The sequence below is a fragment of the Weizmannia sp. FSL W8-0401 genome (assembly GCF_038009125.1).
In the GTDB taxonomy this organism is placed as follows: domain Bacteria; phylum Bacillota; class Bacilli; order Bacillales; family Bacillaceae_C; genus Weizmannia; species Weizmannia coagulans.
The window spans coordinates 877,136-890,977 of record NZ_JBBPAG010000001.1; the positions used below are offsets into that span (position 1 = coordinate 877,136).

The 13,842-nt window shown below is 41.7% G+C and carries 8 protein-coding genes; 6 read left to right on the plus strand and 2 right to left on the minus strand.

The genetic code is table 11. The features are described 5' to 3' along the window. The first annotated feature begins 191 nt into the window (after positions 1-191). Both NSU00_RS04020 and NSU00_RS04025 read left to right on the plus strand, forming a co-directional pair. Positions 192-3,665 (plus strand): bifunctional glycosyltransferase/CDP-glycerol:glycerophosphate glycerophosphotransferase, encoded by a 3,474-nt coding sequence (locus NSU00_RS04020; protein WP_340702401.1) that lies wholly within the window; start codon positions 192-194, stop codon positions 3,663-3,665. Positions 3,666-3,875: 210 nt separating this feature from the next. Then, positions 3,876-7,472, plus strand: a complete 3,597-nt coding sequence (locus NSU00_RS04025) for a CDP-glycerol glycerophosphotransferase family protein (RefSeq protein ID WP_340703461.1) — start codon at positions 3,876-3,878, stop codon at positions 7,470-7,472. 111 nt (positions 7,473-7,583) lie between these two features. Here the strand turns inward: NSU00_RS04025 and NSU00_RS04030 are convergent, their stop codons facing one another. After that, on the minus strand, positions 7,584-8,390 hold the full coding sequence (locus tag NSU00_RS04030) for an ABC transporter permease (protein ID WP_013858677.1): 807 nt from the start codon (positions 8,388-8,390) through the stop codon (positions 7,584-7,586). After that, the gene (locus tag NSU00_RS04035; protein ID WP_161655723.1) at positions 8,387-9,574 is read right to left on the minus strand and encodes a CDP-glycerol glycerophosphotransferase family protein; all 1,188 of its coding nucleotides are present in this window, start codon (positions 9,572-9,574) and stop codon (positions 8,387-8,389) included. The genes NSU00_RS04030 and NSU00_RS04035 overlap by 4 nt, the downstream gene beginning before the upstream one ends. A 326-nt stretch (positions 9,575-9,900) precedes the next feature. On the opposite strand from NSU00_RS04035, the gene NSU00_RS04040 reads away from it, so the two are divergent. The 4 genes from NSU00_RS04040 (at position 9,901) to lgt (ending at position 13,770) form a co-directional block, all read left to right on the plus strand. Then, the gene (locus NSU00_RS04040) at positions 9,901-11,046 is read left to right on the plus strand and encodes a DUF4097 domain-containing protein (protein WP_340703462.1); all 1,146 of its coding nucleotides are present in this window, start codon (positions 9,901-9,903) and stop codon (positions 11,044-11,046) included. A 124-nt stretch (positions 11,047-11,170) separates the two neighbouring features. After that, positions 11,171-11,515 carry a phage holin family protein gene (locus NSU00_RS04045; RefSeq protein ID WP_327077240.1) on the plus strand — a complete coding sequence of 115 codons (345 nt, stop codon included), beginning with the start codon at positions 11,171-11,173 and terminating at the stop codon, positions 11,513-11,515. Between the two features lie 422 nt (positions 11,516-11,937). Continuing rightward, complete coding sequence (gene hprK, locus NSU00_RS04050; protein WP_041818822.1) at positions 11,938-12,891, plus strand: HPr(Ser) kinase/phosphatase; 954 nt, start codon at positions 11,938-11,940, stop codon at positions 12,889-12,891. Positions 12,892-12,954: 63 nt separating this feature from the next. Continuing rightward, positions 12,955-13,770, plus strand: a complete 816-nt coding sequence (gene lgt / locus NSU00_RS04055; protein WP_013858682.1) for a prolipoprotein diacylglyceryl transferase — start codon at positions 12,955-12,957, stop codon at positions 13,768-13,770. Positions 13,771-13,842: the final 72 nt, after the last annotated feature.

The following is a 13,842-nucleotide window of genomic DNA, read 5'->3' on the forward strand; positions in this document are numbered from 1 at the left end:
AATGGTTGTAAAACGGGGTGCCCGGCTGGAAAAATAACGTTGTTGCAGAGTGGATGGCATTTCGATTATAATTACGGATGGATTGTGCATTTCATCCGATCCGATCTTTTGTGAAAATTTTATTTATCTTAAAAGAATATAATATATCCCTCATTCGGAAAGATACAATACAGAAAGAGGTTTTTTATTCTATGGATGCGCCAAAAATCAGTGTAATAGTTCCAATTTACAATGTACAGCAATATCTGGAAGAATGTTTAGACTCCCTCGTTCAACAAACTTTTACGGACATTGAAGTCATCATGGTGAATGATGGTTCGACAGATAACAGTGGAAAAATTATGCACCGCTATGCTGAACAATATAATAATTTTTTTGCGTACGATAAACCCAACGGCGGTTTAGGACAAGCACGCAATTATGGAGTTGAGCATTCGCGAGGGGAATATATTGCTTTTGTTGATTCAGATGATGTAGTGGACAAAGAAGCCTATGAAAAAATGTACAAAACCGTTAAACAGACGGGTTCTGACATGGCCATAGGAAATGTAATGCGATTTAATTCCCAAAAACGATATGCTTCCTCACTGCACCAGAAGGTTTTCTTTAAAACAAAGTTAAAAGCTCATATTACCAGGGATCACGAACTGATATATGATACAACAGCTTGGAACAAATTATACCGAAGATCATTTTGGATGAACAATAATTTTAAATTTCCAGAGGGAATGCTTTATGAAGATATTCCCGTTACGTTCCCCGCTCACTATTTAGCGAATTCTGTTGATGTTTTGGATGATATTATTTACTACTGGAGATCAAGGGATCTGGGAGATCAGTCTATTACACAGAGCAGGACGGATATAAACAATTTAATTGACCGATTCAAGGCAGTGGAGATGCTCAACCAATTTTTTGAAGAAAACCATATAGAAGGAGAACTGAAAGAAGAAAAGGACTTTAAAATCCTAAACATTGATTTGAAAGTTTATTTAAATAAACTGACTGAGGCTGACGACACATTTATCTCAAAATATATAGATGAAGTCTCACGCTATTTGGAGACTGTGCATGAAATCAGTATAAGCAAATTATGGCCTGTAGACCGGATGAAATATTATTTTGTGAAACAGAAGGATGTCCACAAACTTTTAGATTTACTAAAACTTCAGCAAAATGGTGAATTAAAAAAATGTAAATTAATAAAAAAGAACGGGCACTATTATATAAACTATCCTTACAAAGATTTAGTTCCTGAGTCTTATTTGTTAATTGATGATAATCTTAAAGTGAAACGAAGAACGGTCAAGGCACAATGGGAAGAAATGACATTAAAAATTAAAGGGTACTGTTTTATCGAAAAAATGGATATCCCGCGCAAAAAAGATGTTACAATGGAATTCTTTTTATGCAATGAGGAAACGGATGATCGTTTACCTATTCAGGACACAAAAATTTTTAAACGCCCTAACAGTACCTATAAATTCGGTGTTCCTGCCAATCAAAAATTTCGTCCTCTAAAAAGAGTGTTTAACTATGACTGGTCTGGGTTTGAATTATCTATCAATTTTAATGTAGCGCCTTTTAATGATCTGCCCGAAGGCCAATATTATGTGCAAACGATTTTAACTGCTGGCGGTATTAGAAGAGAATTCCGGGTTGGTTCGCCAGCAAAGGGTAAAAACCCAAGACCAAGGTATACAAATAATGAAACCACAATGATGTACGCCCATTATAATGGGGCTTGGGATTTTATTATCCACAAGGAAAAAATAGAATACCAGGTGACAGACGTTAGAGTAGATAATCGGCTCATTCATTTAACTTGTATGGCTGATGGAGTGAAACCAGACGAGCTTATACTAAGAAACATGCGGACTGGAGAAAGGCAAAATTATCCGGTTTATTTTGAGCAAGGTAAATTCACATGCAGTATTCCTGTGGAAGCATTACAAGCTGAAGAAAATTATGGCCATAAGTGGAAGGCGCTCATTTTAACCGGAGATTCGGAGCGGCCATTATTAATAATGAAAGAAAACGTATTTGAACCAATGGACCTTGGATTTGCAGAGTTAAAAACACACGCAAATCATGACGGCTCCTTTACCCTTTCAGCGCGGGAATATGGGGGACATTTACAGGAAATCACGCTATCGGAAGGTCACGTCTCATTATCCATTGCCCCACCTATCCATTGGAAGGAACCCGTAAGTGACATTAAAATCCAGTTTGCATCCAAAGATAACAGTGAACGCCATAATTTCATTGCCAGATGGAGCCAAAATGAAGAGAACACTCCTTCACTACAAGTTGATATTGACCTGTTAAAAGACTTTAATGAAAAAACTTTTATTCATGATAAGTTTGATTTGAAAATCGTTCAGGATAAGCCACTGCCCGAGCAATTCGTCATTTACACAGATAATGTTAAAAAAACTGAATCCGCAACAATTGATCGTAAGGTTTATCAGTTTAATACGGATAGTACGCTAAGTTTGAGTATTAAACCGACATGGAGTTGGTTTGATAAGGGAGCGCTTCGTAGAGAAGCACTTCGGACTATATTTTATCCGCTCGCAAGACTCTTGCCTTTGAAAAAGAAAACCATTATATTTGAAAGTTATTGGGGTAAAAATTACGAATGTAATCCAAGAGCATTATATGAATATATCGACAAACATTATCCGGAATTTGAGACCGTATGGAGTCTAAAAAATCCTCTGACGCATATAGAAGGAAAAGGGAAAAAGGTCCGAATGCATTCTTTAAAATATTTCTATTACATGGCAAGGGCCAAGTATTTTGTAAACAATGTTAACTTTCCTGATTTTTACCAAAAACGAAAAGGTGCAGTAGAATTGCAGACTATGCATGGAACGCCATTAAAAACTTTGGGTCTCGATGCACCAGGAGAAATAAAACCTGGGAAGAACATGGAAAAATTTTTAGAGAAAAACAGGAGATGGGATTATTTATGTGTTCCAAGTGACTATGTAGCCAATATCGCTGAAAAAGCCTTTGCACACCGTGCCAAAGTGTTAAATTCCGGATATCCGAGAAATGATAAGCTGTTTAATGAGAATACGCCGGAAAGAATTAATGAGATAAAAAGCACGCTTGGGATACCTTCAGACAAAAAAGTCATCTTCTATGCACCAACCTGGAGGGTTCGAAATAAATTTAAATTGGAATTGGATATTTTGCGGCTTAAAGAACAACTGAGCAAAGAATACATTCTTCTGGTAAAATTCCATCATTATGTGGCAAACGCAGTAAATTTACCTGACGAGGAAGAAGTTAAGGGTTTCTTGTACGATCTGTCTAGTTATAATGATATACGCGATCTGTATTTAATATCCGATGTGTTAATTACAGATTATTCTTCTGTTATGTTTGATTATGCGATTTTAGACCGGCCAATGATCTTTTTCACATATGACCTGGAGATGTATCGAGACAACCTGAGAGGTATGTATTTCGACTTAATTGAAAAGGCGCCTGGACCCGTATGTTTAACAAATGATGAATTAATTGATGAAATTCTAAATTTGAAGGAATTCCGATCGAAATACGGGGAAAAACTTGATACATTTAGAAAAATGTTTAATCAGTACGATAAAGGAAACGCAAGCGAGCAAATATTTAATGTAATGTTTAAATCATAAATCATGTTAAATGCCCGGGTAATGATATCTTAATCCGGGCTATTTTTCTGTATAAATTTTTATTTGAAAAGAATTTGGTGAATACTTTTTTGATGAATCCCCATTAATTTTCACGTACGTTTGGAAATAAATATATATATGGTATAAAATTTTAAGGGGAGCATTGTTCTACTTGCTGCAGAAGATCTCTTTGAAAGGAGACATCGTCAGTTGAACAAAAGTGATTTAAAACGAGGATTAAGGTTTATAGCAGGGCCAATTATACGATATCTCATAAAAGATAACCACCGGCGTGCCAATCAATATGCAAAATTTTATGACCAGTTGCGGATAAAACCAAACACCATTCTTTACGAAAGCCGCGACGGAAAAAGTATGACAGACAGCCCTTATGCGATTTTTAAATATATGGTTGACAATCCCGCTTATCAACATTACAACCATATTTGGTCAATCCAGGATTTTCAATCGCTCCAGCCGGTTATAGACAAATACAAAAAATATCCAAACGTTAAATTTGTGCAGCGTAATTCCAGGGAATATTTAAAGGAATTGGCCTCATGTGCGTATTTAATTAATAATTCAACATTCCAATCTTTTTACGCTCCGAAAAAAGGTCAGGTTTATATCAATACGTGGCACGGCACGCCATTGAAAAGCATGGGCTTTGACATTCCGGGCAATCCGGCCCAGTCGCAAAACGTGCTAAGAAATTTCCTGAGTGCCGACTATTTGTTGAGCCCGAATGAACATACGACCAAAATGTATCTGGACAGTTATAAGCTTGAAGGGCTGTATGACGGAAAAATTATCGAAGAAGGGTATCCGAGAATTGATTTAACCTTCCATACAAATCCGGATACCATAAAAAATGCGTTAAAAGACGCCGGATTAACCGTTGATTTCAATAAAAAGAACCTCCTTTACGCGCCGACGTGGAAAGGAAAAAGTGTTTCTAAGGCCAATAACGATGTGATGCAAATCATCTCTGACATGGACAGAGTCGAAAAAGAGGCAGGAAATGAATACAATGTTCTCGTAAAAGTCCATCCGTTTTTATACCCGCAGGCAGCCAAATATCCTGAATTGCAAAGCCGGCTTGTTCCTGACTATATGGACACGAATGAACTGCTTGCTGCAACAGATCTTTTAATTACGGATTACTCAAGTATCTTTTTCGATTACCTAGTCACAGGAAAACCCATATTATTTTATACATGGGATTATGATGTATACAGCGAGGAAAGAGGACAATATCTCAAAAATGAAGATTTGCCCGGCCCGCTCTTGTTTAGCGTCGAGCAATTGATTGAGGCTATTCAAAACATCGAAACGGTATCCCAAAAATATGCTCTAAATTATCAAAACCTCCGCAACCGTTTTACCAACCATGAAGATGGAAAAGTGACGGAAAGGATTGTACAGTATATTTTCGACCAAGCTCCTTTGCCCCTTCATATTGTCAATGCAGTGCCGGTTAAAAAGGAACGAATACTGATTTATCCGGGGGGCATGCGAAATAACGGGATTACTACCTCCTTTCTGAACTTAATGAACAACATTGACTTTGAAAAATACGATGTCAGCTGTTTTACCGGTGAGCCAAAATCGAAAGAAGTCCTGAATAATATTTACAAAATCAATAAAAATGTGCGCCTGATCTTTAAACCGGGCGTACCGCTTTACCGCATATTCGAAGTATACCGTGATAGATATACATATAACCGGGGCATACGTGGGAATCTCGGGAAAAAGATTTTTCCAGAACATGCTTACATCAGGGAACATACGAGATTGTTTGGTAACAGCCATTTTGATTATATTATCGATTTCAGCGGATACAGTTACTATTGGGCAAAGTATCTGGTCGTTGCAGATGCGAAAAGAAAAATCTGCTTTATGCATAACGACCTGCTTTCAGACAGTGAACGCGAAATCAACGGGAAACACCCGCACAGAATCAACCTGAGAGGCTTGTTTACGCTGTATTACAGATTTGATAAGCTGGTCAGCGTCTCCAAAGGGACAATGGAAGTCAACCGGAAAAATTTAAGCCGGTATGCAAATGATAATCAATTTGATTACGTCCTGAATTCCATTAATCCGGACAGAATTCTTTATGTAGAAGAAGAAAAATCGGATGAGCCTAAAATTACCAAGTTTAAGGCACGGGCGCTCCTCAGCAACGTTAATGATTTTTCGGTCTGGCGGGTGCTTCCTTCCGTTGAAGGCGCAACACAAGTATCTTTGTCCAATGATATGGCGGATGCCGAGGTTTTAATTACAGCCAAATCAACAGTGAAACACGCATTGTATTACCGATTCCATTACGAAGGCAAAGAAATTGGTTGGATTCATAAAAAGGCAGTAACCCTTCTTCCTGACAGTATAATTGCAGAGAAAAAAGTAAATAAGCTTGCACGGATAATTGAAACAAATAATATTGCGATATGGAGTAAACCTTTTAAATTACCTGGAGCAAGAAAAATTACTTCAAGTTCTGATTTTAAAAACTGCGTGATTTCCATTGATCAGGTAATCAAGACACAACATTCAACTTATTACCGGTTCTCTGTAAAGAAAGAAACGATCGGCTGGATTAATAAAAAAGGCCTTGCAATTTTTAGACGGTGTACGATTGGACCGGAAACGGGAATTTTCAGCAAGGTCAAGATACTTGTTTTAAGAAAGTTGATTCAAACGCTAAATTACAGTAAAAGAGAGTTTTTAAACCATCTTGACGGCCGGACACGCAGGCTAATTGACCTCCGCAAGCCTAAATATTATAAAGTGGCCGGTTCAGCGAATGAACCGATATGGGACAAGCCGTATCCGAATTATAAGGCCAGGATGATAGAAGAAGTTTCAAACTATAAAGATGCGATTGTAACTGTAAAGAAATTGGCAAAAACAAAACAGGGCGTTTACGCGCTCATTTATTTAAAAAACAATAAAATCGGCTGGATTCATACAAGCGCATTAAGCCCGTTGAAACGCTCAACTGTCGTCTCTGACATTGAAGTTTTAAAAATCGCCAGGGTATTGCCGGATGAGAAAAATGCGGTGATCTGGTCCAAACCATATGGGATGGAAGGTGCAGAAAAGAAAGGTCTTCCCGATATGCTGCAGGGAGATGCAACCTTTACAATAGACAGGGAAGTGACCACCCCGTCCGGGACTTATGGCCGCATTCTGCAAGCGGACGGGCCTGAAATTGGCTGGATCAACATGCGGAACGTCTTTGTAGAGCATGCTTACGGATACGAAGTAAATGGCCAGTATATCCCGGAACCGGACAGCAGCCATTACAATTTTGTCAACATGGGCAGGCTTTCTCCGGAAAAAGCGCAGGCCAATTTAATTTCAGCGTTTGCCGATTTTCATAAAAACCATCCGAAAAGCAAACTCTATATTCTCGGGCAGGGGCCTTTAAAAACCGAGTTGCAGGCGCTGATTCTGGAACTTGGCGTAAGCGATTCTGTTTTCCTAATGGGCCAGCTTGATAATCCTTTTCCTTTTATGAAAAAATGCGATTGCTTTGTCCTGTCATCACATTATGAGGGCCAGCCGATGGTGCTGCTTGAAGCGCTAACGCTCGGCATGAAAATCGTGGCAACAGATATTGTCGCAAATCGTACTGTTCTTGAAGACGGCAAATACGGGCTGCTTGTGGAAGACAGCATTAACGGGTTAAAATCAGGGTTGGAAGCCATGATCACCCACCAGCATCCGGAATTTGAAAAATTTCATTATCAGGCGTATAACAAAGCCGCCATGGAAACATTCTACAGATGTTTGCATGAATAAGATAAAAAAACCGCACTCCCTGTTGTCAGGGAGTGCGGTTTTTTATGTCTGTTCCGCGCCATCCGGGCCATTTCGCAGTCAACCGGAAATGGCCATTTTTTGGGAAAACCCTTATAAGAAGTCGACAAAACTGTTTCTAAATTTGATATGCAGAGCCGCGCCAATCATAAAGACGAGGAAGGTAACAGCCCAGAAATAAATCGTGTAATGCAAATGCTCAACTAGATACCATCCCATATTTCCGAGCAATGCAGAGCGGTACCCTTCGACAATGTAGTAGTACGGGTTTAACTTTAAAATCAATTCAATCGGGCCATGCAATCTTGCGGATGGGTCCCAAAGAACAGGCAAAATATAAATCATCATCCGCATAATCGCCTGTACAATGTTTTGCACGTCCCGTACAATTGTTGCCAGCGTAGATGTAATCAAAGATAAAGAAAATGTAAATACAAACGTGCAAACCAAATAATATGGCAGTTCAAGGTAATAGACGGAAACCGGATAACCTTGAAATTGAAGGATAATGATCACAATCGCAAGTAACAGCAAGTGCTGATAAAATTTTGACATAATGACATAACTCGGAATGGCGCTTAATGGAAAATTCATTTTTGCAACCATCCGGATCCGGGAGTAAATGGAACGGGATCCTTGCAAAACTGCCGGGCTGATGAAAAACCAAATAGACGACCCTGCAAACAGCCATGGAATATAACCCGGCCGCGGATGCCCGCCTCTTAAACCAAAACCGAAAACAAACCAGTAAATCGCAAGCTGGATCATCGGGTTTATGACTTCCCAAAGGATGCCCAAATAATTATTCCTGTTTTCACTCCTTACCTCATATAAAGAAAGGCGGATAATTAAATAAAAACTGTTGATTTGCTCTTTTAAGACAGTAATGGCAGATTTCATAACTCTTTCCTTTCTGCAAATACCCTTTCAACAACGCGCCGTGCTGATTCTCCGCATTCTAAATAACAGAATTTCTGATAAAAAGCATCAAATGAATCCGGCAGTTTATATCCCGCGGCATCCATTTTCTTCACTTCATCAATCACCTGTGCGGTCGTTGTAACGAGCGGGCCCGGTGCCTCTTTTTCAAAATCAAAATAAAAACCGCGCAAATGATCCCGGTACTCTTCAATATCGTATACGAAGAAAAGCATCGGCCGTTTTAAAATGGCATAATCAAAAAATACGGATGAATAATCCGTGATCAGCATATCAGAAATTAAATAAAGTTGCGCGATATCTTCATAATTGGAAAAATCATAAGCAAAACCCTGATAAGGTGCTAAATCCAATTGTTCCGCAACCAAATAATGCATCCGTAAAATTAAGATATAATCATGGCTTAGATGATGCTGTAACTGATTTAAATCAAGTTTCAATTCAAACCGATATTTCCCGGTTTCATGAATTTGGTTATCCCGCCAGGTAGGGGCATAAAGAATCACTTTCTTATCAATCGGAAGCCCCAGTTTGCTTTTTAATGCCCCAATAGATGCACGGCTATTTTGAACGGCTAAAATATCATTGCGCGGATATCCGGTTTCAAGTATCGCCTGGCGGAATTGAAAAGCGCTCCGGAAAATGGCTGTTGAATAGGCATTGGGCGAAATTAAGAAATCCCACTTCCCCGCCTCTTTCAAAAAATCTTTTTTATACTGTTCAGCCGTAGTTCCCGGAATATGCACTTCTTCCATATCATTCGCAAGTTTTTTCAAAGGCGTCCCGTGCCATGTTTGAAGATAAACGGTGTGTTTCGGCTTCGGAATCCATAAAGGCATCCGGCTGTTGGTCACCCAGTAACGGGCCCTGGCCATCATATATACCCAGTAAGGAGACAGCCTTTTTATATAGCGGACGTCTTTATTTTGAAAGTTATGTAAGAAGTTTTTATGTGCGCTCCAGTAACAAATATAGCCCGGGTAATGCGCTTTGATATATTCATATATCGCCCGCGGATTATCACTGTACTGCTTGCCCTGAAAGCTCTCAAACATAATCACGTTCTTTTTGGCGGGCAATTTCCCGATCACCAGCATGGCCAGAAAGTAAATTTGCTGTGCGATGTTTTTCAAAGTCTTTTTCATACGTAAACTCCTCACAAAAACACGGCCAATTGAACACAATACACGTCTCATACGGGCATTCAACATTTATCCCGACACTTCCTCATTATATGTCTAAATAGGACAGAATTCAAACCTTTGTTTTAGACTGTTTATGTTGTTTTTTTCATTATTGAAAATTAAATCAAGGTACTATTGTTATTGGAAATTAAAGACTGCAATTGATTTATCAAGTATGACTATAATATGAATGTTAAACAAAGTAAATTTCTATGGTTACTCTTGAAACTTTTACTTCTTCAAGCCGTATTCATATAGAGATTGTAATCCGAAAAAGGAGGCCCCCCATGGAAAACAAACGAAAACGGATTTTGGATATGGTGAAGGATGGGAAATTGTCGACGGATGAGGCGCTAACGCTGTTGGAGGCTTTGGACCGGGAAGAGGCGGGCGAAATGGCGCCGAAAGAGGATCCGGCAGAAAGCGGGAAACAGGATGCAAACGGCGGCAGCGGAGAGGCTGGCAGCAGCACCGGGCAGAAAAAGTTCCGGGATGCAGACCGGAATATTAATGAAACGAAAGAAAAACTGTTTGATCTTGTCGGCGGCGCGCTGAAAAAAATAAAGGACTTTGATCTTCAGCTGGGCCAGTCTGCCGAAGTCTCCCATGTCTTCCAGCAAAGCCTGCCGGAAACCGATATGATTGAATTGGATATCGCAAACGGGCATTTAACGTTTAAACAATGGGATCAGGAAGATGTGCGGATAGAATGCCAGGCAAAAGTGTACCGCACCAATGACAGGGAAGATGCCCGCAGTTTTCTGCTCAACAATAGCACGTTTTCGGTGGAAGGCGGCAGGCTTGTGTTTTCTACGCAATCCAAATGGATGAAAGTGGATACATCCGTTTACGTCCCGGCGTCCCGCTACCGGAAAATCACGTTGAGCACTTTCAATGGAAACGTCCAGGTGAAAGACATTCAGGCAGACCAGTTAAAAGTGAAAACACTCCACGGGAAAGTGCTGGTGGAACATGCCGATTTGGAAACGGCGGAAGTCGAAACGGGAAATGGCACCGTTGATTTTGACGGAAATACAATCGGGCAGGTTGAAGCACAGACGATGAACGGGGATATCCGGTGGAACGGTGTTTGCAGGCGGTCAGATTTTGAAGCCTTTAACGGCAATATTACGGTAAAAATGGCCCCGGGCGCCGATTCATTGCACAGCAAGACCGTCTCCGGAAACATTGAAATGGCCATCCCGGAAAACATCTCCGTACACGGGGAAGGAAAAACCAACTTCGGCAACTTTGCGATCGACCTTCAAGGCATGGAAAAATATGAAGAACGAAAAGAAATGATTCAGAAAGTGGCGCGGTTCAGCAGAAAAGGGACCACCGAGCCCGCATTATACATTTTTGCCGATGCCAAAACAGGATCCATTACGATCAACGAACAAAAGCCGGAGGAAGAAGAAAGCCCGGAAGCATAATCGCATTTTTGCCGGGGGAGCAGAAATTCCGCGAAAAAAAGATGCGTGCCTGCTCTGCTGCTGGCATCAGCAGCTGTGTCGTTATATACTGTAAAAAGAACCACACAGAAAAGGTTTGATGATCATGCGCTGGTTACTTGGAATCTTGATCAATGCTGTATTATTTATTGCCCTTTCCGGCTATTTACATGGCTTTTATGTCGAAAATATCGGGGCTGCCGTTATGTCAAGCCTCGTCTTGTCCATTTTGAATATTTTGGTGCGGCCGATCCTGATTTTGCTTACATTGCCGATCACGATTCTCACCCTGGGCATCTTTTTGCTCGTCATCAACGCGATTACGCTTGTGCTGACGGATGAACTGATGGGCGCAAGTTTTGAAATTGACAGCTTCGGCATGGCTTTTATCGTAGCGGTCATCATGGCGGTCGTAAACTTGATTTTACAGAAAACCGTATTCCGTAAATAAGACAGGCGGCGGACCGGACAGGGGCTTTGAAAAAGCGGCGGCGAATACCCGCCGTTTTTTCATGCCATGGCCCGATAGGCTAAATCATTTTCAAGCAGCCAAACTATTTTTACAATGAAAACGCACCGCCCGGCATTTATTTCAAAGGACTTAAGCATGAAGCATCCATCTTTTTACAACAGGGTGGCGATTTTTCGTTCATTTATAGCGTCCGCCCTTTTGGAAGAGGAGAAAAGCAGCATCCGCTCTAATTTGCCATGCAGGCCCTGAACCGCTTTAACGCAGTTTATACGGCATGGGATGATTTTTGGTTGAAAAGGGTGGAACGGGCCCTTTGGGAAATGATAAAATAATAAGAAGCCTTTGAATCATCAACAAGCCGTTCTGGTGGTTTTCATCCGGACTTAACAGGAGGAATTACAGTGGCAAAGGTGCGCGTAGCAGATATTATTGAACATTTTAATCTGGAATTGATCAGTGGGGAAGAGGGCATCCACCGCCCGATTACCACAAGCGATATTTCACGGCCGGGGCTCGAGATGACGGGATTTTTCGATTATTACCCGGCCGACCGGATCCAGCTGCTCGGGATGACGGAAATCACATTCAGCAACAGGCTCTCGCCGGAAGAACGGAAAAGCAGGATGGACAACTTATGCAGCGATATTACACCGGGCATCGTGATATCACGTAATTTGGAAGTGCCGGATGAATTAATAGAAGCTTCCGAAGAAAAATCGGTCCCTGTGATGCGGACGCCGATGAAAACAACCCGGTTTTCAAGCCGCTTAACCAATTATTTGGAATTTAAGCTCGCCCCGGCAACAGCCATCCACGGTGTGCTTGTGGATGTGTACGGGGTCGGCGTTCTGATTACCGGCAAAAGCGGTGTCGGCAAAAGCGAAACAGCGCTTGAACTTGTCAAAAGGGGGCACCGCCTTGTCGCGGATGACTGCGTGGAGATTGTCCAGGAAGAAGAAGGGTCTCTGATCGGGCATGCGCCGGAATTGATCGAGCACTTGCTTGAAATCCGCGGCCTTGGCATTATCAATGTCATGACGTTGTTTGGCGCTGGCGCGGTCCGCAGCCATAAAAAAATTACCATGATCGCCAATCTTGAGTTATGGGACGAGCACAAGCAATATGACCGGCTCGGGTTGGATGAGGAAAAAGTCAAAATCCTTGATACCGAAATTACAAAGATGACGGTACCGGTACGGCCGGGGCGGAACCTCGCCATCATCATCGAAGTGGCGGCGATGAATTACCGCCTGAAAAATATGGGCGTCAATGCGGCGCGGCAATTCACGGCCAAGCTCGCAAACGTCATTGAAGAACACGAACAGGGAACAGAAGAAGAAAAGAACGAACCGTAAAAATGGCCGGCTGTATTTTAGGCTGGCCTTTACGGCTCGGAAAAAAAGGAGTGGTTGTGGAAAATGGATTCGAATATAACCCCGCTCGATCCGATTGCATTTCATTTAGGCGGGTTTAGTGTGCACTGGTACGGAATCATTATCGGCTGCGGCATTCTTTTGGGCCTTGCCCTCGCGATGCGGGAAGCTGACCGGCTTTCGGTTGACCAAAATATCATTGCCGATTTATGCATATGGGCGATTCCGGTTTCAATTATTTGCGCCCGTATTTACTATGTCCTGTTTGAATGGAAATATTATGCACAACATACAAGTGAAATCATTAAAATCTGGAATGGCGGCATTGCCATTCACGGCGCGCTGATCGGGGCGGTCGCCACCGCGATTCTTTTTACACGTGCAAAGGGTGTTTCTTTCTGGAAAATTGCAGATATCGTTGCGCCAAGCCTGATTTTAGGGCAGGCGATCGGGCGCTGGGGCAATTTTATGAATCAGGAGGCGCACGGCCGGGCTGTGTCCAGGGCTTTTCTCGAAAACTTGCATCTCCCGGACTGGATCATCAATCAAATGTACATAAACGGCACTTATTACCAGCCAACATTTTTATACGAATCACTTTGGGATCTTGCAGGTTTCGTTTTTTTGCTTTTGTTGAGAAGGCGGGCGGCGATGCACAGGGGCGAGATTTTCCTGACCTATCTTATCTGGTACTCGATCGGCCGGTTCTTTATCGAAGGCTTGCGGACGGACAGCCTGATGTTGACCGCGCATATCCGCATGGCGCAGGTTGTATCTTTCATACTGATTGTTTGCGCGCTCATTCTCTGGTTTTACCGCAGAAAAACAGGCTTATCGGCCAAACGATATGACGAGCAGTGAAGAGGATTGATTTTTCCGGATAGTTCAGCCCGTTGCTGGCAGAAAAACGGGCTTGACAGCCAAACGTTTTAT

Bases quoted from the DNA above. Each gene is read 5' to 3' on its own strand.
- NSU00_RS04040 (WP_340703462.1), top strand. From the start codon at position 9,901: ATGGAAAACAAACGAAAACGGATTTTGGATATGGTGAAGGATGGGAAA.
- NSU00_RS04035 (WP_161655723.1), bottom strand. From the start codon at position 9,574: ATGAAAAAGACTTTGAAAAACATCGCACAGCAAATTTACTTTCTGGCC.
- NSU00_RS04030 (WP_013858677.1), bottom strand. From the start codon at position 8,390: ATGAAATCTGCCATTACTGTCTTAAAAGAGCAAATCAACAGTTTTTAT.
- NSU00_RS04045 (WP_327077240.1), top strand. From the start codon at position 11,171: ATGCGCTGGTTACTTGGAATCTTGATCAATGCTGTATTATTTATTGCC.
- NSU00_RS04020 (WP_340702401.1), top strand. From the start codon at position 192: ATGGATGCGCCAAAAATCAGTGTAATAGTTCCAATTTACAATGTACAG.
- lgt (WP_013858682.1), top strand. From the start codon at position 12,955: ATGGATTCGAATATAACCCCGCTCGATCCGATTGCATTTCATTTAGGC.